The organism is Streptomyces sp. NPDC005791, assembly GCF_042871485.1.
Classification (GTDB): domain Bacteria; phylum Actinomycetota; class Actinomycetes; order Streptomycetales; family Streptomycetaceae; genus Streptomyces.
This window is the reverse complement of record NZ_JBIAIP010000014.1, coordinates 158,752-178,679: the sequence shown is the minus strand read 5'-3', so window position 1 is coordinate 178,679 and position 19,928 is coordinate 158,752. Positions and strand designations below refer to the sequence as shown.

The window sequence follows — 19,928 nt, the reverse complement described above, 5'->3', positions numbered from 1 at the left end:
CCCGGACCGTAACGTCACGGGCACCGTCGACCGCACCGATCCGTATCAGGAGCCGCCGTATGCCCGCCGAACCGCTCTCCGCCCACGACATCGAGGCCGGCCTGCGCGAACTGCCCGGCTGGCAGCTCGAAGGGGACCGGATCACCCGCACCTACCGACTGCCCTCCCACTTCGCCGCGGCCGGGCTGACCGTGCACGTCGCCCAGATCCAGGACGAGCTCGACCACCACTCGGATCTGACGCTGGGTTACCACACCGTGGCCCTCGCGGTGCACACGCATGCCGCGGGCGGGGCCGTCACGCGGAAGGACCTCGCGCTGGCCGCCCGCGTCGAGGCGATCGCGGCCGGGCACGGCCCGCGGACGTGACCCCGGTTCCACGCAGGCCCAGCTGATCCGCCGGGGCCCGGGCTCGTCGAGACGCGACGCGCAGCACCGCCCCCACCACGCGCATGTGGTGGGGGCGCTCCCGGAGGCGGGTGCGGCTCAGGCGCCGAGGTTGAACTCGGCGGGGTCGGCGCCGAGGCGCTTGCCCTCGTCGAGCGCTGCGAAGGCGGCCAGGTCGTCGGCGTCCAGCTCGAAGTCGAAGACGTCGATGTTCTCCGCGATCCGTGACGGCGTCACGGACTTGGGGATCACCACGTGGCCCGTCTGCAGGTGCCAGCGGAGCACCGCCTGGGCCGGGGTCCGGCCGTGCTTGTGGGCGACGGCGACGACCGTCGGGACCTCCAGGAGGCCCTTGCCCGAACCCAGCGGTGACCAGGCCTCCGTCACGATGCCGTGTTCGGCGTGGAAGGCGCGGGACCGGGCCTGCTGGAGCTGCGGGTGCAGCTCGATCTGGTTGACCGCGGGCACGACGGAGGTCTCGCCCAGCAGACGCTCCAGGTGATCCGGGAGGAAGTTGGACACACCGATGGCCTTCGCGCGGCCGTCGGCGAGGATCCGCTCGAAGGCCTTGTACGTGTCGACGTAGGCGTCCTTGGCCGGCACCGGCCAGTGGATCAGGTACAGGTCGACATGGTCCAGACCCAGCTTGTCCAGCGACGCGTCGAACGCGCGCAGCGTCGAGTCGTAGCCCTGTTCTGCGTTCCACAGCTTGGTGGTGACGAACAGCTCCTCACGGGCCACACCGGAAGCGGCGATGGCCTTGCCGGTGCCCGACTCGTTCCCGTAGTTCGCGGCGGTGTCGATGCTCCGGTACCCGGCCTCCAGGGCGGTGGCCACGGCCGTCGTGGCCTCGTCGTCCGGCACCTGCCAGACACCGAAGCCGAGCTGCGGCATCGCGAGGCCGTTGTTGAGGGTGATGGTGGGGACCTGGCTCACGAGCAGTCGATCCTTACGTTGTCGGTTGGATACTCCGAGGAAGAAACGAACAGGGGAGCCCAACCATTCCCACCTGCCCGTACCCGGTGAACCGGAAGAATGTTCGCTTGACGCCCCGTCAGGGCGTCCCTGCGGCTCACCGGTAGAGGGCGTCGACCTCGGCCGAGTACGCCGTCTCGATCGCCTTGCGTTTCAGCTTGAGCGAAGGGGTCAGCAGCCCGTGCTCCTCGGTGAACTGGTGCGCCAGGATGCGGAAGGTGCGGATCGACTCCGCCTGGGAGACCGCCGTGTTCGCGGCCACCACCGCCCGGCGCACCTCCATCTCCAGATCGGGGTCGCGCACCAGGTCCGCGGCGCGCATCGGCGTACGGCCCTGCATGGCGAGCCAGTGCTCCACCGCCTCGTGGTCCACGGTGACCAGCGCCGCGATGTAGGGCCGGTCGTTGCCCACGGCGATGCACTGCGCTACCAGTGGATGCGCGCGCACCCGCTCCTCCAGACCGGTCGGGGCCACGCTCTTGCCCCCGGAGGTCACCAGGATCTCCTTCTTGCGCCCGGTGATGGTCAGGTAGCCGTCCTCGTCGAGCGCACCCAGGTCGCCGGTGGCCAGCCATCCGTCGTGCAGTACGGCGTCCGTGGCCTTGGGCTGGCCCAGGTACCCGGAGAACACATGGGCGCCGTGCACCCAGATCTCGCCGTCCCGGGCGATGTGCACGGAGGTTCCCGGGATCGGCTGGCCCACGGTGCCGTAGCGGGTGCGCTCGGGCGGATTGGCCGTGGCGGCGGCGGTCGTCTCGGTGAGTCCGTAGCCCTCGTAGACCGTGACGCCCGCACCCGCGAAGAACAGGCCGAGCTGCCGGTCCATGCCGGAGCCGCCCGTCATGGCGTGCCGCACCCGGCCGCCCATCGCCTCCCTGAGCTTGCGGTAGACGATCTTGTCGAAGAACTGGTGCTGCATCCGCAGCCCGGCGGACGGTCCCGGGCCGGTCCCGAAGGCACGCTCCTCCATCGCCTCCGCGTACTTGACCGCGATCTCGACGGCCTTGTCGAACGCGCCGCCCCGGCCCTCCGCCTCCGCCTTGCGCCGCGCGCCGTTGAAGACCTTCTCGAAGATGTACGGCACCGCCAGGATGAACGACGGCCGGAAGGACACCAGATCCGGCATCAGCGCCTTCGCGGACAGCTCCGGCTGGTGGCCCAGCTTCACCCGGCCGCGGAGCGCCGCGATCTCCACCATGCGCCCGAAGACATGGGCGAGTGGCAGGAAGAGCAGTGTCGCCGTCTCCTCGCCGGGCTTGGAGAGGAACACCGGGTGCCAGCGGCCGACCATGGTGTCCGCCTCGAACATGAAGGCGGCATGGGTGATCACACAGCCTTTGGGACGCCCCGTCGTGCCGGAGGTGTAGATCACCGTCGCCACCGACTCGGGAGTCACCGCGCGGCGGTGCCGGTGGACGACCTCGTCGTCGACCAGTGCCCCGGCGTCGACGAGCTCGGTCACCGCGTCGGCGTCCAGCTGCCAGAGCCGGTGCAGATGCGGCAGCCGGTCGATCACCGAACCGATCGTCATGGCGTGGTCCTCGTGCTCGACCATGACGGCCACGACCTCCGCGTCGTGCAGCATCCAGAGGACCTGCTCGGCCGACGACGTGGGATAGATCGGCACCGACTGGGCGCCCACGGACCAGAGCGCGTAGTCGAAGAGGGTCCACTCGTAGCGCGTACGGGACATCAGGGCCACCCGGTCGCCGAAACGCACGCCCTGCGCGATGAGTCCCTTGGCGAGGGCGAGCACCTCGTCGCGGAACGCCGCGGCGGACACGTCGTGCCACCGCCCCTGCGAATCCTTGCGGCCGAGGGTGATCCGGTGCGGATCTTCCTCCGCGAAGTCGAAGACGGTGTCGGCGAGACCGCCGACTTGAGGGGCAGCGGCCATGGGTGGGACAGTGAACTCGCGCAATACCTGCTCCTTGTGGCGCTCCGCACAGCGCCGCGACGCTACCGCACCGTACGAGGCCGCGGGAGGGTCCGAAGCCTCCGGCAAACGTGGCATCCGGTCACGCCGACCGCAGAAATCGGGCTAGATGGGCAAGGCTCGGGCGGACTTCTGACCGCCGGGTAAGTAGCTCGCGCGGGAACCTGCACCGAATCTGTACGCCGCTGTCACGCGGAACCCGGGTGCGCGGGCGCGGCCGGCCCTCGATGGAGACGGTCGCCGCCCGCCAGGAGCGCCGCCGCCAGCGCGTCCGCCGCCTCCTGGGCGGTGTCCCTGCGGCGCCCGTGCAGCAGCACGAAGTCCACATCTCCGAGCTCCGGCAGACCTGCCCAGGACGGGACGGGCACGAGCCCCGGCGGGATGAGCCCACGGGTGTGCGCCATCACCCCCAGACCGGCACGGGCCGCCGCCACGAGTGCGCTCAGGCTCGCACTCGTACAGGCGAAGCGCCAGGACCTGCCGTGCTCCTCCAGCACCTCCAGGGCGCGCGCCCTGGTCAGTCCGGGAGGCGGAAAGGCGATCAGCGGCAGCGGGCGCTCGGGGTCGATCCGCAGATGCGGGGCGCCGATCCAGACCAGGGTGTCCTGCCAGACCAGCTCGCCGTGCGTGTCCCCGGTACGGCGCTTGGCCAGCACCAGATCGAGCTTGCCCGCCGCCAGTTGCCGGTGCAGCACGCCGGACAGCTCCACCGTCAGCTCCAGCTCGACCTCCGGATGCTCGCGCCGGAAGGACTCCAGGATCTCCGGCAGCCGGGTCAGCACGAAGTCCTCCGACGCCCCGAACCGCAGCCTCCCACGCAACCGGGTGCCCGTGAAGAACGCCGCCGCACGCTCGTTGGCCTGCAGGATCGTCCGGGCGAAGCCGAGCATGGCCTCGCCGTCCTCGGTGAGATCGACCCGGTGCGTATCCCTGCTGAACAGCTGCCGGCCGGCCTCGGACTCCAGACGGCGGACGTGCTGGCTGACCGTGGACTGCCGGACGCCGAGCCGACGTGCAGCCTGGGTGAAGCTCAGCGTCTGCGCGACGGCCAGGAAGGTGCGGAGCTGGACGGGGTCGTACACGGGCCAAGGCTATCGCGCATCGTGATGACAGTCAGTGCGGTGTACGGGATTCCCGATCGCCTTGTTCCGGAGCACGATGGGGAGGGCACGATTCCACCGAGAGAGCACGGAGCACATGAACCACCGCACCAGCCGCCGTATCCCCGCGCTGCCGTCATGGCTGCCGTTCGACCCCTACATCCTGGCGCTGATCGGCACGGTGGTTCTCGCGGCGCTGCTGCCGGTGTCCGGGACCGGCGCCGACGTTGCCGGCGGAGCCTCGACCGGAGCGGTGGCCCTGCTCTTCTTCCTCTACGGAGCGCGCCTCTCGACCGCCGAGATGCTCGACGGCCTGAAGCACTGGCGGCTCCACCTCACCGTCCTGGCCTGCACCTTCGTGGTGTTCCCGCTGTTCGGGCTCGCCGGCCACGGCCTGGTGCCCCATGTGCTGACCCCACAGCTGCAGGAGGGGCTCCTCTTCCTGTGCCTGGTGCCCTCGACGATCCAGTCCTCGATCGCCTTCACCTCGATGGCCCGCGGCAACGTGCCGGCCGCCATCTGCGCCGGCTCCTTCTCCAGCATCGCCGGGATCCTGCTGACGCCGCTGCTGGCCGCCGCGCTGCTCGGCGGGAGCGGGGGCGGCTTCTCCGTGGACTCCCTGCTGAAGATCGTCCTCCAACTGCTGGCGCCCTTCCTCGCAGGCCAACTGCTGCGCCGCTGGGTCGGAGGTTTCATCGGCCGTCACCGCACGGTGCTGGGCTACATCGACCGCGGCTCGATCCTGCTCGTCGTCTACACCGCGTTCAGCGAGGGCATGGTGGCCGGTGTCTGGCACCAGGTCACCCCGCTCAGGCTCGGCGCGCTGCTCGGCGCCGAGGCCGTACTGCTGGCCCTCATGCTCACGGTGAGCTGGTACGGCGCCAAGCGGCTGGGATTCGGGCGGGAGGACCGGATCGCCATCCAGTTCGCCGGGTCGAAGAAGAGCCTGGCGGCCGGGCTGCCGATGGCCAGCGTCCTGTTCGGCGCGCACGCGAGCCTCGCGGTGCTGCCACTGATGCTCTTCCACCAGATGCAGCTGATGGTCTGCGCGGTGATCGCCAAGCGCCGCTCGCGGGATCCGCTGTCGAGCAGTGCCGGTGTCGCGTGTGTTCCGGCGCAGTCGGTGAACTGACCCGTCGGCGAGGCTCGGGCCCGATGAGCGGCCACGACTGCATCAGCTTCGTGCGTCTGAGTCCACGGCCTGCTTCGGCCGAACTGAGTTGGCCGCGGCTGAGGGAGCGACGAGGGGAGCTTGGGCAGTTCGCCCGCTCACCGAGTGCCCCGCAGTGCTGGCGGGCCACGCCGGCCGAAGCCCGGCCGCACTTGGGACGACACATCGTCGATCACCCGCACCTTCTCGTCGCCGTGCATCTCGGTGTAGGCGAGGCGGGAATGGTCGTCGAGGCCGGAGTGGAGGTAGTCGAAGCCCATACCGCGGATCGGCAAGAGCAAGATCGGGACTGTAAACGCTCGATCTACAGTCCCTGAGGTCGGCAGCGCCTGGCGCTGAAGCCGGCCCAGCACCCGGTAGTCACGGAGCCTTGCGACAGCCTCTTGAGTTCTGAGCCAGTTTGTAGCCGTCGTCAACACTTGGTCGTGTCCGTGCCGGGTTCCGCGTGTCTGGCCGGGCCCGCGCGTACTCGCGCCCTTCGCTGGCCACCGAAGATCACCGCGCGTGACGAGGCTGGGAGCGCGCGCCGCAGGTGAACGCGCAGAGAAGGCCGAGGATCTGCAGCACGGCGCAGACGGTGATCACCGTGCGTATGGCTGCGGGGTCGATGACCGCCATGAGGATGCCGGCGAGCGGGTAGGGCAGGAGCAGGATCAGCACGGTCACGGACAGGGTGCTGGCGAACACCTCGGCGGGAATGAGGTTGGACCGCTGGGTGCGCAGCACGACGGCCAGCATGCTGTCGCCTGCCATGAAGACGGCGGTCAGCACCAGGTACGCCGCGTAAGAGTCGGCGTGTGCGATGAGGAAGCACGGCACGACAGTTACCACCGCTGCCCAGCGGCCCACCCTCATGAGTCCCCAGCGGTCGACGGCGAGGCGGCAGACGGTGACCGCCAGCAGCGAGACGAGGGCCGCGCAGGACCACACTACGCCGACCGAGGCGCTGGACCGGCCGAGTTCCTTCACCACGATCACCGGGGTCGCCGCCTCCAGAAGGCCGAGCGTCAGATTGGACAACGCCAACCCGGCCACCAGCCACGCCAGTGTGGGCAGTACACGCAAGGTGGCCCAGCCGGTCCGCCAGCCCTGCGTCACGGGCCCGGCCGTCTCCGCCGTCGGCACAAGCTTCTGGCGCGCGGTCGGAGCGATGGCAGCCGACACCAGTGACAGGCCGCTGATCACGGTGAGCATGCCGCTGGAGCCGCCCCATTGCAGAAGGAGGCCGCCTGCTGCAGGGCCGACCAGACCAGCTGCCTGATCGATGCTCAGCAGGACGGACTGGACGCGGTGCGCCTCGTCACCGGCCTCCCGGCTGGCAGCCCCGCCGACGCTCTCGGCCGCGATGAAACTGAACTGAGTCAGGCATCCCGCGCACGCCGCCAGGAGCAGCACCAGAACGGAGGCCGTTCTGTCACCGGTCATGATCAAGGCGGGCACCGCGAGCCCCACGACCAGCGCCCGGGCCGTGGCGGTCAGCCTGAAGACCCGGGCGGGCCCGAAACGGTCCACGGCCATGCCCGCCAGTGCGAAGGTGCACAACCGCGGCGCCCATGCCAGCACGAAGGCGACCCCGGTCAGCGAAGCTGAGTTTGTCGTTCCCAACACCAGCAGGGGAATGCCGTAGGTGGTCATAGAGGCTGCGGCAGCATCCGCGAGACGCGGCAGGTAGACACCCCGTGCCCGGCCATGGGTCACGGGGCGGGCGTGGCGGGGCGGAGACGACCGGACTTTCGTAGATATCAGCAAGGAGGCGTAGCTTTTCTGTGCACCAGGAGAGCCGTCGGAGGACAGCCGGAACAGACGCGGCAAGGAATGAGGAGCCACCAGGTGTAGAGCGAATCCTCCATTCGCAACAAAGCAGACGGGCTCAATATGTGGATTGGTGTCATATCGGACGAGTCTCGGAAGGTGCCAGGCGCTGCGCCCTGCCCAAGGGCTGTTACCAGCCGCGATGTGACACCGTCACACCAAGTACAGCGTGATCATCCCGGCAAACGTTACGCGGGGTAAGCCGAGGTCACCTCTATCACTGCAAGGACAATGCGAGGTGAGGCGGGGGCGGACTACGGCGGGTTCACGAGCTCGTGCACGGCAGACATCGGGGAGGGCGGCGGGACTTGATGTTCACTGCTGCGCCGACGTCAGGTCCGCGGTCTGCTGAGGGACAGCGGTCCGGCAACGGCCTGGACGGTGTGACTCATGTGCTCGCGGCGACCGAGGTGGCGGGTCGGAGCACGCCAGTTCTTCAGGTGGGTGATGTCGCGCTCAACCCGGATACGACGCGGGGGCGCTGTCACGTTGTGGGTTGCGTACGCCGCGGGCGATCTGGTCGGCATCGCTGCCACCGAACGCCACGGCGGCAGCCCCCTGCAGGAGATCGCCACGCAGGCCACCGAACGCCCCGGTGGCGGCTGGCTGCTGAACGGCGAGAAGTGCTGGGTCTCACGCCTCACCGAAGCCAGCGGCTTCGTCGTCTCTTCAAGGACCCCGCCGGCGAGCTGACCGCGGTCGTCCTGGACGCCAACACCCCCGGACTGCAACGCCGGCCGGACTGGGCGGTTGGGCCTGGGATGACCTGTCCCTCACCGACGTCCCCCTGCATCCGCAGGACCTGCTGAGCGACACAGAGGACGCGCATCGCTCGCAAAGGAGGGCGTCGGCTTCTCGCTGCACGAGGCCACCGTGTACGCGGGCACCGAAACCTCCATGTGGTACGCCAACCACATCGAGGCCGTGTTGTGTGTGGAAGGCGAGACCGAGCTCACCAACGACGAGACGGGCGAGAAACACCTCATCACTCCCGGCACCATGCACCTCCTCAACGGCCACGAGAAGCACACCCTGCGCCCGAAAGTCGACTCGCGTTTCGTATGGTCATGGTCCTGAAGAAGGTCGCGAAGCGGTACGCAGCCCAGGTCAACACGCACGTTCTCTTCCCGAGTGACCTCTTCCCCAGCGAGCACCACGACGAGGTGCTCTACCGGATCGGTCCACTCACTCCCCGAGTGCCCTGACAAGGACCCGCCGCCCATGGCAGCGCCCGCGCGTGTACCGCTCACCGCGTTCCCCGGAACGTGTTGCGGTACGCGCGCGGTGACACGCCCAGCGCCTCCCGGAAGTGCTGGCGCATCGCAGTTCCCGTCCCGAAACCCGCCCGTGCGGCGATCTTGTCCACCGGCTCATCGGTCCGCTCCAGCAGGTGCCGCGCGAGCTGCAGCCGTTGGTCGGCCAACCAGCGCATCGGCGTCGTCCCGGTTTCGTGGAGGAAACGCCGGCTCAGCGTCCGCACACTCATGGACGTCTCGCGGGCCAGGTCCTCCAGAGCCAGCGGGTCCCCCAGGTGGCCGAGGGCGTAATCGCGTGCGGCGGCAGTCGAACTGGCGCCCGGTTCCGGCACCGGCTGCTCGATGTACTGAGCCTGCCCGCCCTCCCGGTGCGGGGGGACGACGGTGCGCCGGGCGACCGTGTTCGCCACGCCAGCTCCGTGGTCGCTGCGGATCATGTGCAGGCACAGATCGATGCCGGCGGCGACCCCTGCCGAGGTCAGCACGCCCCGGTCGTCCGTGTAGAGCACGTCCGGGTCGACGTCGATCTCCGGGTACAGCGTCCGCAGCTCGTCGCACGACTTCCAGTGCGTCGTCGCACGCCGCCCCGCCAGCAGTCCGGCTGCCGCCAGCACGAACGACCCGGTGCAGATCGAACCCACCCGAGCTCCCACCGGGATCCGCTCCAAGGCCCGACGCACCGGCTCGGCCAGCCGCCCGCGCTCTTGCGGTTCGTAGTCCTCCACGGCCGCCGGCACGAGTACCGTGTCGGCGCTCTCCAACGCCTCAGGGCCATCTGACACGTTCACCGTGAAGTCCGCGTCCGTGGTCAGTTCACCGGGTTGCGGCGCACAGGTCACCACCGAGTACAACGGTCGGCCGTCGTCTCCGAGCGCCGTCCCGAACAGCCGGTGGACGATACCCAGCTCCATCGGCAGCAGTCCCTGGCGCACCAGTGTGACCACCCGGTGCACCGAATCCCCACTCACAGCAACCATGGCCAGATTGTTTCACTAAGCGTCCAGCTGGCCAGTGGTCGGGGCACCCAGTCTCACAAAGGGTGGAACACATGGAAGAAGAAGCGACCGGTCACCACCGAAGCCCGCAGCAGCACGCTGTCCGTTCGGGACCGAACCCCCACGCGCAACAACGCACCAAACCGTCCGGAGCCCGCACAGCCCCGCAGGACGGACGTCACATGAGCCACCGGGCATGGTGGGTCGCCGCGGTCGCGGCACTTGCCATCGTGGTCGCCGGGTCCTTCTCCACGATGCCCGGCATCCTCCTGGGCCCTCTCCAGGAGGAATTCAACTGGTCCCGCGGCACCATCGGCCTTGCTTCCTCGGCCAACATGGTCCTGTACGGGCTCACCGCGCCGTTCGCCGCTGCGCTCATGGACCGGTTCGGCATCCGACGTGTGGTCGTCGTCGCTCTGAGCACCGTCGCGGCCGGCTCACTGCTCACCACCCTGATGAGCGCCTCTTGGCAGTTCATCCTCTTCTGGGGTTTCCTGGTCGGCCTCGGCACCGGCTCCATGGCCATGGCCTTCGGCGCCACCGTCACCAACCGCTGGTTCACCACCCGACGCGGCCTGGTCACCGGCATCCTCTCCTCCGGCAGCGTCTTCGGCCAGATGGTCTTCCTGCCCGCGCTGGCCTGGACCATCGACCACCACGACTGGCGCCCCGCACTCGTCACCCTCGCACTTACAGCGCTGGCCATCGTCCCGATCGTCTGGCTGATCCTGCGCGACCACCCCGCCGACATCAACCAACGCCCCTACGGCAGCACAGAATTCGTTCCCAAGCCAGAACCCGTCACCGGTGTCGCCCGCCGTACCCTCACCGTGCTCCGTGACTCCGCGCGCACCGCGCCCTTCTGGCTCCTCGCCGCCACCTTCGCAATCTGCGGCGCCACCACCAACGGCATCATGTGGACCCACTTCACTCCAGCCGCCCACGACCACGGCATGGCCGTCACGACTGCGTCGACCCTGCTCGCACTCATCGGCATCTTCAACGTCGCGGGCACCATCGCCTCCGGCTGGCTCACCGACCGCATGGACGCCCGCCGCCTGCTCGCCGTCTACTTCGCCCTACGAGGCACCCTGCTCATACTGCTCCCCTTGATGATGGCAACCACCGTCAGCCCAGCCATGATGGTCTTCGTGGTCGCATTCGGCCTCCTCGACCTTGCCACCGTCCCACCCGTCATCGCCCTGTGCCGCGAGTTCTACGGCGAGGACAGCGCCATCGTCTTCGGCTGGGTCAACGCCTCCCACCAGATCGGCGCCGCACTGGCAGCCTTCCTCGGTGGCGTAGCCCGCGACGCTTTCGGCAGCTATGACCTGGTATGGCTTCTGCTCGGCGCCACCTGCGCCGCAGCCGCCCTGCTCTCCCTGGTAATCCGTCGCGCCACCGCCACGAACGACAAGGACTCGTTGGCGTCCAACCGCGAGACAGCAGCGTCGGGGCGATCCGAAAAGTGATGCCGACCGGGCTCACACTACGAATTGGTGCGTGATAGCGGGTGAGGCGCGTTGTTTCCGTAGGGGGCGTCGTCAGCTGCGGCCAGCCGTTCGCGGACCACCTGCTCGTCGGCTTCCGGCCGCCCGGGCGAGCCCGAGGCGCATGCCGAGAGCATCAGTCCCGAGAGCGCCAGAATCAGGGTCGCGGTCCGGTGGTGCATCAAGGGCGGATCCTTTGAGTGCCAGGCCGGAAGGAGGGAACGCCTCAGGCCACAGGTGGATGACGGGATCATCGTTACCGGTCGCGTGGAGCAAGTGACGGGCGGGGCCGTCGGAAAAGGGCGTGGAGGACCTGCCGTGCCGTCACTGGCCACGGTCTTCCGCCCGGTCGGTGTCCGGGGAGCCCCGTATGTCGCCCAGGCCGAGGCCGGTGCGGCTGCGGGCGTTGGCATCGGCGACGCGGGCGCTCAACAACTCGGCGGGGCCGAGCGGCCGTAGGCGGGCCGGATCCGCGTCCCACTCCCGGCCACCGCCGAGCGGGCGGAGCTGGAGGTAGGGACCCTCGTGGCCCATCACCAGGCCCACCCTGCCGCTTTCACCGTCGTGCACGGCTGCCCCGAGGGGAGGGGTGCCGTCGTCACTCACCGGGCCGCTCCGTCTCTGATCACCGTGGCGAGCGCGTGCGCGACGGGGGCGGAGCAGACGCCGAGGTGGATGAGTGCGTATCGGGCCGGCCGTGCTCCGTCATCGCCGTCCGTGTCCGGCCACGGGGTGCGTACGTCCATTGCGGGCAGATGGATTCCGGCTCCGCTCAGCGCGGCGGCGAGGGCGTCGCGCGCATCGACTGCCTCCTGGATCTTGGCTGTCGCCGCGCGCCCTGCGTGAGGCGTCCTGCGGGGGAGGGGCGGCTTCTGCGACGGCGGCGTCATGGGTGGCTTCCTTCGGTTGTTCTTTTGCGGATCTATCCGCCTGGCCGCGCCTCCGCCATTACGTTGCGTGAGGGGCTCGTTACGAGAATGGCCCCGATCGGTGGGTGACACGCCGAGGGGCGGTTGTGCCGCCCCGGTGGATGAGTCACGTGCCACACGTTCCACGGAGGGCACACATGCCGACGAGGCGAGCGGTCACCGGCCGCAGCAGGGAACCACGTGCACGGTTCGCGGAGGAGCTGCGACTCCTGCGTACGGCGCGCGGTGTCAGTCTGCGGCAGTTGGGGGAGCGGCTGGGATGGGACTGGTCGCTGTTCGGGAAGTTGGAGAAGGGTGAGACGGTCGGCGGCCCGGAGGTGGTGCAGGCGTTGGACCAGTACTACGACACGCCGGGCCTGCTGCTGGCCATGTGGGAACTGGCGATCAACGACCACTCACAGTTCAAGGAGCGGTACCAGCGCTACATGGCGCTTGAGGCGGAGGCCACGAGCTTGTGGCATTTCGCGGTGAGCGTGCTGCCGGGGCTGTTGCAGACGCCGGGATATGCGCGGGAGATCCTGGCGGCCGGTGGCATCAGAGGCCAGGCGTTGGACCAGCAGGTCGAGGCGCGGATGGGGCGACGAGAGCTGTTGGCGGGTGACGACTCACCGCCGTTCCGCACGATTGTGTCGGAGGCTGTACTTCGGACGCAGTTGCGTGATGTGGCTGCGTGGCGGCAACAGTTGGAGTACCTGTGCGAGCTCAGCGACCGGGAGAACGTGATGCTTCACGTACTTCCCTTCACGGCGGGTCCGTACGGCTTGGACAGTACGGCTCTGATGTTCCTGCGGCTCCCGGATGGGCGTACCGTCGCGTACACAGAGAACGCCTACAGGGGTGACCTCATTGAGGCGAACGAGCCAGTGGATCGGCTGCAGCGTGCCTACGATGCGGTGCGTGACCTGGCGTTGTCCCCTGCTGAGTCGCGGAAGTTCGTCTTGAGCCTGTTGGAGGAAGTACGGTGCGATCCCTCGACCTGAACGCGGTTTCCTGGCGCAAGAGTTCGTACAGCAACTCGGACGGTGGCGAGTGCATCGAGGTCTCCGATGACTTCGCCGTCATCGTCCCCGTGCGTGACAGCAAGAACCCGCACGGCCCCGTGCTCACCTTCGCGGCCGACGGCTGGTCGTCGTTCGTCACCGCGGTGAAGGACGGCGCGGTGGGCGCCTGAGCCGTCGCGCACGAGAGGGCCCGACCGGCGCAGGGGGCGCTCCCCGCCGGCCGGACTCCTGCCCCGTGCAGCGGGCGGGCCGGCTCAGCCCTGGCCCACCGTCGCCTCGATGGCGATGCGGTGGTCTCCCGCGTACACGTTCATGGACCGACCCCGCAGGAAGCCGACGAGGGTCAGTCCGCTCTCGGCCGCGAGGTCCACGGCCAGCGACGACGGCGCGGAGACCGCCGCCAGCATCGGGATCCCCGCCATCACCGCCTTCTGCGCCAGTTCGAAGGAGGCACGGCCCGACACCAGCAGGATCGACTGCGAGAGCGGCAGGCGGTCGTCGGTGAGGGCGCGCCCCACGAGCTTGTCCACCGCGTTGTGGCGGCCGACGTCCTCCCGGATGTCCAGCAGCTCGCCCTCCGGTGAGAACAGCGCCGCCGCGTGCAGGCCCCCGGTCCGGTCGAACACCCGCTGCGCCTCGCGCAGCCGGTCGGGGAGGGCCGAGAGCAGCGCGGGTGTCACCCGGACCGGGGGAGTGTCGGAGACGGGATGGCGGGTCGTGGTGCGGACGGCGTCCAGGCTCGCCTTGCCGCACAGCCCGCAGGACGAGGTGGTGTAGACGTTCCGTTCCAGCGTGATGTCGGGGACCACGACGCCGGGCGCGAGCTTCACGTCCACCACGTTGTACGTGTTCACACCGTCGGCGGTCGCCCCGGCGCAGTACACGATGGACTGCACCTCGGAGCCCTCGCCGATCACGCCCTCGCTCACAAGGAAGCCCGCCGCGAGCGCGAAGTCGTCGCCCGGTGTCCGCATCGTGATGGCGAGCGGCTTGCCGTTCAGCCTGATCTCCAGGGGCTCCTCGGCGACGAGGGTGTCGGGGCGGGTCGTGACCGCCCCGTCCCGGATGCGGATGGTGCGGCGACGCTCGGTGACCCGTCCCATAGCCGTCAATCCCGATTCTGTACGTGTTGGAAGCCGAAACGGCCCTTGATACAGAGGTTGCCATGGGTCACGGGGTTGTCGTGCGGCGAGGTGACCTTGACGATCTCGTTGTCCTGCACGTGGAGGGTCACGTTGCAGCCCACGCCGCAGTAGGCACAGATGGTCGTGGTCTGCGTCTGTGCGGGCTCGTCCCACGTCCCCGCCGCCCGCATGCCGAATTCCGTGCTGAACGAGAGCGCGCCCGTGGGGCACACCTCGATGCAGTTCCCGCAGAAGACACAGGCCGAGTCGGGAAGCGCGGCGTCGTGCTCGGTGGAGATGCGGGCGTCGAAACCCCGGCCCGAGACGGCGATGGCGAACGTGTTCTGCCACTGTTCGCCACAGGCGTCCACGCACTTGTAGCAGAGGATGCATTTGTCGTAGTCGCGGACGTACAGATCGTTGTCGATCTTCGGCTGTTCGTTCATCCGGGCGGCGTCCGCGCCGAAGCGGTCCGGCTTCGCCTCGTACTCCTTGATCCACTCCTCGGCCCGTGGGGTCGTCGACAGGTCCGTCGACGAGGCCAGCAGTTCCAGGACCACCTTCCGGCTGTGCCGGGCCCGCTCGGTGTCCGTGCGGACCGTCATGCCCGGCTCGGCGCGGCGGGAGCAGGCCGGGGCGAGCGTGCGGGCGCCCTCCACCTCGACCACGCACACCCGGCAGGCGTTCTTCGGGGTGAGCGTGTCCCCCTGGCACAGGGTCGGGATGTCCTTGCCCGCCGTCCGGCAGGCGTCCAGGATCGTCGAGCCCTCCGGGACCCGGGTCTCCTCGCCGTCCAGCGTGAACGAGACGAGACGGCGCGGCGGCTGCAGCGGCACAGCGGTCACTTGTAGACCCCCAGACGGTCGATGGCGGACTCGACGGCATTCCACGCGGTCTGTCCCAGACCGCAGATCGAGGCGTCCCGCATGGCCTGCCCCACCTCTCTCATCAGTGCGATGTCCTCGGCGGCCGCCGCGCCCGTACGGTCCGCGATCCGGTGCAGGGCCTCCTCCTGGCGGACGGTGCCCACCCGGCAGGGCACGCACTGGCCGCACGACTCGTCGCGGAAGAACTCCGCGATGCGCAGCAGGACCCGGGGGAGCTCGACCGAGTCGTCGAGGACCAGGACCACTCCCGAACCCAGCGTCGTCCCGGCGGCACGGGTGCCCTCGAAGGTGAGCGGGACGTCCAGCTCGTCGGGGCGTACGAAGCCGCCCGCGGCCCCGCCGAGGAGCACGGCCCGCAGCCGTTCGGGCGGGCCCGCGAGGTCGAGCAGCTCCCGGAGGTTCGCGCCGAAGGGCAGCTCGTAGATGCCGGGGCGGGCCACCTGTCCGGAGACGCAGAACAGTTTGGTGCCGGTGGAAGTCTCCGTGCCGGTCGCGGCGTAGGCGGCGGCGCCGTGCTCCAGGATCGGCAGCACGTTCACCAGCGTCTCGACGTTGTTGACGGCAGTCGGCTTGCCGAAGAGGCCCTTCTCCACCGGGAAGGGCGGTTTGGAGCGCGGTTCGCCGCGCTGCCCCTCGATCGAGTTGAAGATCGCGGTCTCCTCACCGCAGATGTAGGCACCCGCGCCGCGCCGGATCTCGATGTCGAAGGCGTACCCCTGGCCGAGGACGTCGGGGCCGAGGAGCCCGCGGGTGCGGGCGCTCGTCAGTGCGTGGGCGAGCCGTTCGTACGCCCGGGGGTACTCGCCGCGCAGGTAGATGTAGCCCTGGTGGGCGCCGATCGCGTAGCCGGCGATCGTCATCGCCTCGACCAGGGCGTACGGATCACCCTCCATCAGCACCCGGTCCTTGAAGGTGCCGGGCTCGCTCTCGTCGGCGTTGCACACCAGGTAGTGCGGGCCGTCGGCCTGCTGGGCGGTGGCCTGCCACTTCCGTCCGGTGGGAAAGGCGGCGCCGCCCCGGCCGACGAGCCCGGCGTCCAGCACCTCGCGGATCACCCCGGCCGGGCCGAGCGTGAAGGCGCGGCGCAGTGCGGTGTAGCCGCCCGTGGAGCGGTAGTCGTCGAGTGAGCCGGGGTTCACGGTGCCGATCCGCTTGAGGAGCACGAGGGTGGGGTCGCCGGACTGGGGGACGGCCGCGGCGGGCGGGGGCTCGGCGGGGGCGGACTCGGGGGCCCTGGCCGCGGTGACGAGCTCGGGGGCCGTGGTGGGGGCGAGCACGGCTGAGCAGCGGGTAGTGGTGGCGGGCTCCGCCCGGGCATCGGGGGCTCCGCCCCCGGACCCCCGCTCCTCAATCGCCGGAGGGGCTGATATCGCCCCTGGGGGGTGTGGGGGTGCCGGAGAGGCTGGGTCTGCCCCTGGGGACGGTTCTTCCCCCGCCTGGAGCAGGAGCGCCGCCGGGGCCCGTTCGCAGAGGCCCAGGCAGGGGCTTGCCTGCCAGACCGCACCCTCCGTCGGGGTGCCCGGCGCGCCCAGACGCTCGGTGAGGTCCGCGCACACGGCCGCCGAGCCGCGGGCCGCGCAGGCCAGGTCCGTACAGACGTGCAGCACCTTCGCCGGGCGTGGCCGCACCGAGAACATGGCGTAGAAGGTCGCGACGCCGTACGCCTCCGCGGGGGGCACCGTCAGCCGTCGGCAGATGTAGTCCAGCGCGCCCTCGCTGATCCAGCCCACGCGGTCGTTCACCGCGTGCAGTGCGGGCAGCAACTGGTCGCGGCGGTCCTTGGCCGCCGCCGCGCCGCCCTTCGCCCACCGCAGATCCTCGTCCGTGCGCTCGGCGGCACCCTCCCAGCCGGACGGTGGCGGGCCCAACAGGGCGTCCACCGCTTCCCGTTCGGCGTCGGAAGGGGCGGCGTCGGTGTACCTCAGGTCCATGCGGGCACCAGCTTCTCTATCCGTACGGCGGAGGCCTTGAATTCGGCGGTGCCGGCGATGGGGCAGTTCGCCTCGATGGTCAGCTGGTTGGTGTCGACCTCGTCCGGGAAGTGCATCGTCATGAAGGCCAGCCCCGGCCGCAGCCCGGGATCGATCCAGACGGGCGCGGTGACACTGCCCCGCCGGGACGAGACCCGCACCTCCTCGCCGACAGCGACACCGTAGGAGGCCGCGTCCTCGGGGCAGAGCTCGATGTACTCGCCCCGGCGCAGTGGAGAGGCGTAACCACTGCTCTGGACACCGGTGTTGTACGAGTCCAGGCGCCGCCCGGTCGTGAGCCGCAGCGGGTACGACTCGTCGGTGAGGTCGACGGGCGGGTCGTGCCGCACCAGTCCGAAGGGGGCCACGGGGCCGCGCCGCACGGGATCGGTCTCCCAGAGCCGCGCATGCAGGAAGCTCGACGGCAGCTTCTCCGTGTCGGGGCAGGGCCACTGCAGCCCCTGGTGTTCCGCGAGCCGCTCGTACGTCATCCCGAAGTGGTCGGGGGACAGGGAGCGGAGCTCGTTCCAGACGGCCTCGGCGTCCTCGAACCTCCAGTCGTGTCCCAGCTGTCCGGCCACGGCGCAGATGATGTCGATGTCCTCGCGGGCCTCGCCCGGTGGCACGAGCGCGGCCCGGACCCGCTGGACGCGCCGTTCGCTGCTGGTCGTCGTGCCGTCGGTCTCGGCCCAGGAGGCGGTCGCGGGCAGCACGACGTCGGCCAGCTGGGCGGTCCTGGTCAGGAAGATGTCCTGCACCACCAGATGGTCCAGGGCCTCCAGCCGGCGCACGGCCTGGTCGCTGTCGGCCTCCGACTGCGCCGGGTTCTCCCCGATGCAGTACACCGCGCGCAGTTCGCCGGTCTCCATGGCTTCGAACATCTCGGTCAGGGTCTTGCCGTACCGCGGCTGGATGACGGTGTCCCAGGAGCGCTCGAACTTCCGCCGTACGGGCGGGTCGAGGATGTCCTGGAAGCCGGGCAGCTTGTTGGGGATGGCTCCCATGTCACCGCCGCCCTGCACGTTGTTCTGTCCGCGCAGCGGCTGGACCCCGGAGCCGAACCGTCCGACATGGCCGGTGAGCAGGCAGAGGTTGATCAGCGCGCGGACGTTGTCGGTGCCGTTGTGGTGCTCGGTGATGCCCAGGGTCCAGCACAGCTGGGCGCGTTCGGCCGTGGCGTAGGCGTGGGCGAGGTCCCGGATCGCCTCGGCCGGGACCCCGGTCACCTTCTCGGCGGCGGTCAGGGTCCAGGGTTCGACGAGCGCCGCGTACTCCTCGTACCCGCTGGTCGCCCGGTCGACGAAGGCCCGGTTGGCCAGGCCCGCGTGGATGATCTCGCGGCCGATGGCGTGGGCGAGCGCGATGTCCGTGCCGACGTCGAGGCCGAGCCAGCTCTCCGCCCACTCGGCGGTCGAGGTGCGGCGTGGGTCGACGGCGTGCATCCGGGCCCCGTTACGGATGCCCTTCAGCACGTGCTGGAAGAAGATCGGGTGCGCGAAACGGGCGTTGGAGCCCCACATCACGATCAGATCGGTGTGCTCCACCTCCTCGTACGAGGAGGTGCCGCCGCCGGAGCCGAAGGCGGCCGAGAGGCCGGCGACGCTCGGTGCGTGGCAGGTGCGGTTGCAGGAGTCGACGTTGTTGGTGCCCATGACGACGCGGGTGAACTTCTGGGCCACGTAGTTCATCTCGTTGGTCGCCCGGGCGCAGGAGAGCATCGCGAAGGCGTCGGGGCCGTACGACTCGCGGGCCTGCCGGAAACCGGCAGCGGCCCGTGTCAGTGCCTCGTCCCAGCTCGCCCGGCGCAGTACGCCGTCCTCGCCGCGGACGAGGGGGTGGGTGAGGCGCTCGTACGTCTTCGGCCGCCTGCCCTTGCGGTTCCTGCCGCCGGTGCGTTCGGTCTTCATGCGGTGCTCCCTGCCGGTGCCGAGGACGTGGTGGCGAGGAGATCCGCGAGCGCGTGCACGGCGCGCAGCGTCGGTACGGGCGTTCCGGCCAGCTCGGCCAGCTCGACGACGGCCGCGAGCAGCACGTCCAGTTCGAGGGGTTTGCCCTTCTCCAGGTCCTGGAGGGTGGATGTCTTGTGGTCGCCGACGCGCTCCGCGCCCGCGATGCGCCGCTCCACGGATATCTCGGGGCGGCAGCCGACGGCCGCCGCCACGTCGAGGGTTTCGCGCATCATCGATTCCACGAGTGCGCGGGCGTCCGGATGGCGGCAGATCTGGCCCATGGTGGCGCGGGCCAGTGCGCTGATCGGGTTGAAGGAGATGTTTCCGAGCAGTTTGATCCAGATGTCGTTGCGGAGATCGGGTTCCACGGGGCACTTGAGTCCGCCCGCGACCATGGCCTCACTGAAGTCCAGACAGCGCCGGGACACCGACCGGTCCGGCTCGCCGATGGAGAAGCGGGTGCCTTCGAGATGGCGTACGACACCCGGGGCCTCGATCTCGGTGGCGGCGTAGACGACGCATCCGATGGCACGCTCGGGGGGCAGGGTGGCGCTGACCGAGCCCGCCGGGTCGACGCTGTCGAGCCGACGGTCGGTGTACGGTCCGGCCAGACCGTGGAAGTACCACCAGGGGATGCCGTTCTGGGCGGCGATCACCGCGGTGTCCTCGCGCATCAGCGGATGGACCAGCGGTCCCGACAGGGCGTACGAGTTGGCCTTGAGGCCGAGGAACACGTAGTCGACGGGCCCGACGTCCGACGGGTCGTCGGTGGCGGCGGGCCGTGCGGTGAAGTCTCCGCGTGGGCTGAGCACGCGCACACCGTGACGGCGCATGGCCGCCAGATGCGGGCCCCGGGCGATGAGATGGACCTCGGTGCCTGCGCGGTGGAGCGCGGCCCCGACATAGGCGCCGATGGCTCCGGCGCCGACAACTGCGACTTTCACGGG

Annotated in this window: 20 protein-coding genes and 1 pseudogene; 8 read left to right on the top strand and 13 right to left on the bottom strand. The window is 69.8% G+C overall.

All coding sequences use genetic code 11. The features are described 5' to 3' along the window. Window positions 1-59: 59 nt before the first annotated feature. Window positions 60-368, top strand: coding sequence for a 4a-hydroxytetrahydrobiopterin dehydratase (locus ACFYSH_RS26145; RefSeq protein WP_388755738.1), 309 nt, complete (start codon window positions 60-62; stop codon window positions 366-368). Between the two features lie 117 nt (window positions 369-485). Here the strand turns inward: ACFYSH_RS26145 and ACFYSH_RS26140 are convergent, their stop codons facing one another. From ACFYSH_RS26140 to ACFYSH_RS26130, 3 genes are all read right to left on the bottom strand, one after another. After that, window positions 486-1,322, bottom strand: a complete 837-nt coding sequence (locus ACFYSH_RS26140) for an aldo/keto reductase (protein WP_388755736.1) — start codon at window positions 1,320-1,322, stop codon at window positions 486-488. A 136-nt stretch (window positions 1,323-1,458) separates the two neighbouring features. Further along, window positions 1,459-3,258, bottom strand: a complete 1,800-nt coding sequence (locus tag ACFYSH_RS26135) for an AMP-dependent synthetase/ligase (RefSeq protein WP_388755733.1) — start codon at window positions 3,256-3,258, stop codon at window positions 1,459-1,461. Between the two features lie 227 nt (window positions 3,259-3,485). Further along, window positions 3,486-4,379: a LysR substrate-binding domain-containing protein gene (locus tag ACFYSH_RS26130; RefSeq protein ID WP_388755730.1), complete on the bottom strand. Its 894-nt coding sequence runs from the start codon at window positions 4,377-4,379 to the stop codon at window positions 3,486-3,488. Between the two features lie 115 nt (window positions 4,380-4,494). Between ACFYSH_RS26130 and ACFYSH_RS26125 the strand changes: the two genes are divergently transcribed. Further along, complete coding sequence (locus tag ACFYSH_RS26125) at window positions 4,495-5,529, top strand: bile acid:sodium symporter family protein (protein ID WP_388755727.1); 1,035 nt, start codon at window positions 4,495-4,497, stop codon at window positions 5,527-5,529. Between the two features lie 137 nt (window positions 5,530-5,666). Here ACFYSH_RS26125 and ACFYSH_RS26120 read toward each other — a convergent pair whose 3' ends face one another. Together ACFYSH_RS26120 and ACFYSH_RS26115 are read right to left on the bottom strand one after the other, a co-directional pair. Further along, complete coding sequence (locus ACFYSH_RS26120; RefSeq protein ID WP_388755819.1) at window positions 5,667-5,849, bottom strand: hypothetical protein; 183 nt, start codon at window positions 5,847-5,849, stop codon at window positions 5,667-5,669. 214 nt (window positions 5,850-6,063) lie between these two features. Then, window positions 6,064-7,203 (bottom strand): MFS transporter, encoded by a 1,140-nt coding sequence (locus ACFYSH_RS26115; RefSeq protein WP_388755724.1) that lies wholly within the window; start codon window positions 7,201-7,203, stop codon window positions 6,064-6,066. 666 nt (window positions 7,204-7,869) lie between these two features. Between ACFYSH_RS26115 and ACFYSH_RS26110 the strand changes: the two genes are divergently transcribed. The 3 genes and pseudogenes from ACFYSH_RS26110 (at window position 7,870) to ACFYSH_RS26100 (ending at window position 8,585) form a co-directional block, all read left to right on the top strand. Further along, complete coding sequence (locus tag ACFYSH_RS26110) at window positions 7,870-8,073, top strand: acyl-CoA dehydrogenase family protein (protein ID WP_388755721.1); 204 nt, start codon at window positions 7,870-7,872, stop codon at window positions 8,071-8,073. A gap of 129 nt (window positions 8,074-8,202) precedes the next feature. Further along, window positions 8,203-8,442, top strand: a pseudogene (locus ACFYSH_RS26105) (ectoine synthase); the annotation flags it as partial. Window positions 8,443-8,447: 5 nt separating this feature from the next. Further along, window positions 8,448-8,585, top strand: coding sequence for a hypothetical protein (locus ACFYSH_RS26100; protein ID WP_388755718.1), 138 nt, complete (start codon window positions 8,448-8,450; stop codon window positions 8,583-8,585). 41 nt (window positions 8,586-8,626) lie between these two features. Here ACFYSH_RS26100 and ACFYSH_RS26095 read toward each other — a convergent pair whose 3' ends face one another. Then, window positions 8,627-9,613, bottom strand: coding sequence for a GlxA family transcriptional regulator (locus tag ACFYSH_RS26095; RefSeq protein ID WP_388755716.1), 987 nt, complete (start codon window positions 9,611-9,613; stop codon window positions 8,627-8,629). A gap of 200 nt (window positions 9,614-9,813) precedes the next feature. On the opposite strand from ACFYSH_RS26095, the gene ACFYSH_RS26090 reads away from it, so the two are divergent. Then, a complete protein-coding gene (locus ACFYSH_RS26090) occupies window positions 9,814-11,103 on the top strand; it encodes an MFS transporter (RefSeq protein WP_388755713.1) in 1,290 nt (429 codons plus the stop codon). Window positions 11,104-11,445: 342 nt separating this feature from the next. Here ACFYSH_RS26090 and ACFYSH_RS26085 read toward each other — a convergent pair whose 3' ends face one another. Further along, complete coding sequence (locus ACFYSH_RS26085; protein ID WP_388755813.1) at window positions 11,446-11,655, bottom strand: hypothetical protein; 210 nt, start codon at window positions 11,653-11,655, stop codon at window positions 11,446-11,448. A gap of 68 nt (window positions 11,656-11,723) precedes the next feature. Continuing rightward, the gene (locus tag ACFYSH_RS26080) at window positions 11,724-12,011 is read right to left on the bottom strand and encodes a hypothetical protein (RefSeq protein WP_359465850.1); all 288 of its coding nucleotides are present in this window, start codon (window positions 12,009-12,011) and stop codon (window positions 11,724-11,726) included. Window positions 12,012-12,187: 176 nt separating this feature from the next. Between ACFYSH_RS26080 and ACFYSH_RS26075 the strand changes: the two genes are divergently transcribed. Continuing rightward, window positions 12,188-13,030 carry a helix-turn-helix domain-containing protein gene (locus tag ACFYSH_RS26075; protein WP_388755710.1) on the top strand — a complete coding sequence of 281 codons (843 nt, stop codon included), beginning with the start codon at window positions 12,188-12,190 and terminating at the stop codon, window positions 13,028-13,030. Continuing rightward, window positions 13,012-13,221: a DUF397 domain-containing protein gene (locus ACFYSH_RS26070; RefSeq protein WP_388755706.1), complete on the top strand. Its 210-nt coding sequence runs from the start codon at window positions 13,012-13,014 to the stop codon at window positions 13,219-13,221. Before ACFYSH_RS26075 ends, ACFYSH_RS26070 begins: the two co-directional genes overlap by 19 nt. Before the next feature lie 84 nt (window positions 13,222-13,305). On the opposite strand, the gene fdhD is transcribed toward ACFYSH_RS26070, so the two are convergent. The 5 genes from fdhD to ACFYSH_RS26045 are packed head-to-tail and all read right to left on the bottom strand — an operon-like array spanning window position 13,306 to window position 19,925. Beyond that, a complete protein-coding gene (gene fdhD, locus ACFYSH_RS26065; protein WP_388755703.1) occupies window positions 13,306-14,154 on the bottom strand; it encodes a formate dehydrogenase accessory sulfurtransferase FdhD in 849 nt (282 codons plus the stop codon). A gap of 5 nt (window positions 14,155-14,159) precedes the next feature. Further along, window positions 14,160-15,020, bottom strand: coding sequence for a 2Fe-2S iron-sulfur cluster-binding protein (locus tag ACFYSH_RS26060; protein WP_388755700.1), 861 nt, complete (start codon window positions 15,018-15,020; stop codon window positions 14,160-14,162). Then, complete coding sequence (locus ACFYSH_RS26055; protein WP_388755697.1) at window positions 15,017-16,993, bottom strand: NAD(P)H-dependent oxidoreductase subunit E; 1,977 nt, start codon at window positions 16,991-16,993, stop codon at window positions 15,017-15,019. Before ACFYSH_RS26055 ends, ACFYSH_RS26060 begins: the two co-directional genes overlap by 4 nt. After that, window positions 16,984-18,939 carry a molybdopterin oxidoreductase family protein gene (locus ACFYSH_RS26050; protein WP_388755695.1) on the bottom strand — a complete coding sequence of 652 codons (1,956 nt, stop codon included), beginning with the start codon at window positions 18,937-18,939 and terminating at the stop codon, window positions 16,984-16,986. The genes ACFYSH_RS26055 and ACFYSH_RS26050 overlap by 10 nt, the downstream gene beginning before the upstream one ends. After that, on the bottom strand, window positions 18,936-19,925 hold the full coding sequence (locus ACFYSH_RS26045; RefSeq protein ID WP_388755692.1) for a 2-dehydropantoate 2-reductase: 990 nt from the start codon (window positions 19,923-19,925) through the stop codon (window positions 18,936-18,938). The genes ACFYSH_RS26050 and ACFYSH_RS26045 overlap by 4 nt, the downstream gene beginning before the upstream one ends. Between the last annotated feature and the right edge of the window lie 3 nt (window positions 19,926-19,928).

Coding starts and splice junctions, on each gene's coding strand:
- ACFYSH_RS26085 (WP_388755813.1), bottom strand. CDS start 11,655: ATGGGCCACGAGGGTCCCTACCTCCAGCTCCGCCCGCTCGGCGGTGGC.
- ACFYSH_RS26050 (WP_388755695.1), bottom strand. CDS start 18,939: ATGAAGACCGAACGCACCGGCGGCAGGAACCGCAAGGGCAGGCGGCCG.
- ACFYSH_RS26095 (WP_388755716.1), bottom strand. CDS start 9,613: ATGGTTGCTGTGAGTGGGGATTCGGTGCACCGGGTGGTCACACTGGTG.
- ACFYSH_RS26075 (WP_388755710.1), top strand. CDS start 12,188: ATGCCGACGAGGCGAGCGGTCACCGGCCGCAGCAGGGAACCACGTGCA.
- ACFYSH_RS26090 (WP_388755713.1), top strand. CDS start 9,814: ATGAGCCACCGGGCATGGTGGGTCGCCGCGGTCGCGGCACTTGCCATC.
- ACFYSH_RS26100 (WP_388755718.1), top strand. CDS start 8,448: ATGGTCCTGAAGAAGGTCGCGAAGCGGTACGCAGCCCAGGTCAACACG.
- ACFYSH_RS26145 (WP_388755738.1), top strand. CDS start 60: ATGCCCGCCGAACCGCTCTCCGCCCACGACATCGAGGCCGGCCTGCGC.
- ACFYSH_RS26080 (WP_359465850.1), bottom strand. CDS start 12,011: ATGACGCCGCCGTCGCAGAAGCCGCCCCTCCCCCGCAGGACGCCTCAC.
- ACFYSH_RS26135 (WP_388755733.1), bottom strand. CDS start 3,258: ATGGCCGCTGCCCCTCAAGTCGGCGGTCTCGCCGACACCGTCTTCGAC.
- fdhD (WP_388755703.1), bottom strand. CDS start 14,154: ATGGGACGGGTCACCGAGCGTCGCCGCACCATCCGCATCCGGGACGGG.
- ACFYSH_RS26125 (WP_388755727.1), top strand. CDS start 4,495: ATGAACCACCGCACCAGCCGCCGTATCCCCGCGCTGCCGTCATGGCTG.
- ACFYSH_RS26115 (WP_388755724.1), bottom strand. CDS start 7,203: ATGACCACCTACGGCATTCCCCTGCTGGTGTTGGGAACGACAAACTCA.
- ACFYSH_RS26055 (WP_388755697.1), bottom strand. CDS start 16,993: ATGGACCTGAGGTACACCGACGCCGCCCCTTCCGACGCCGAACGGGAA.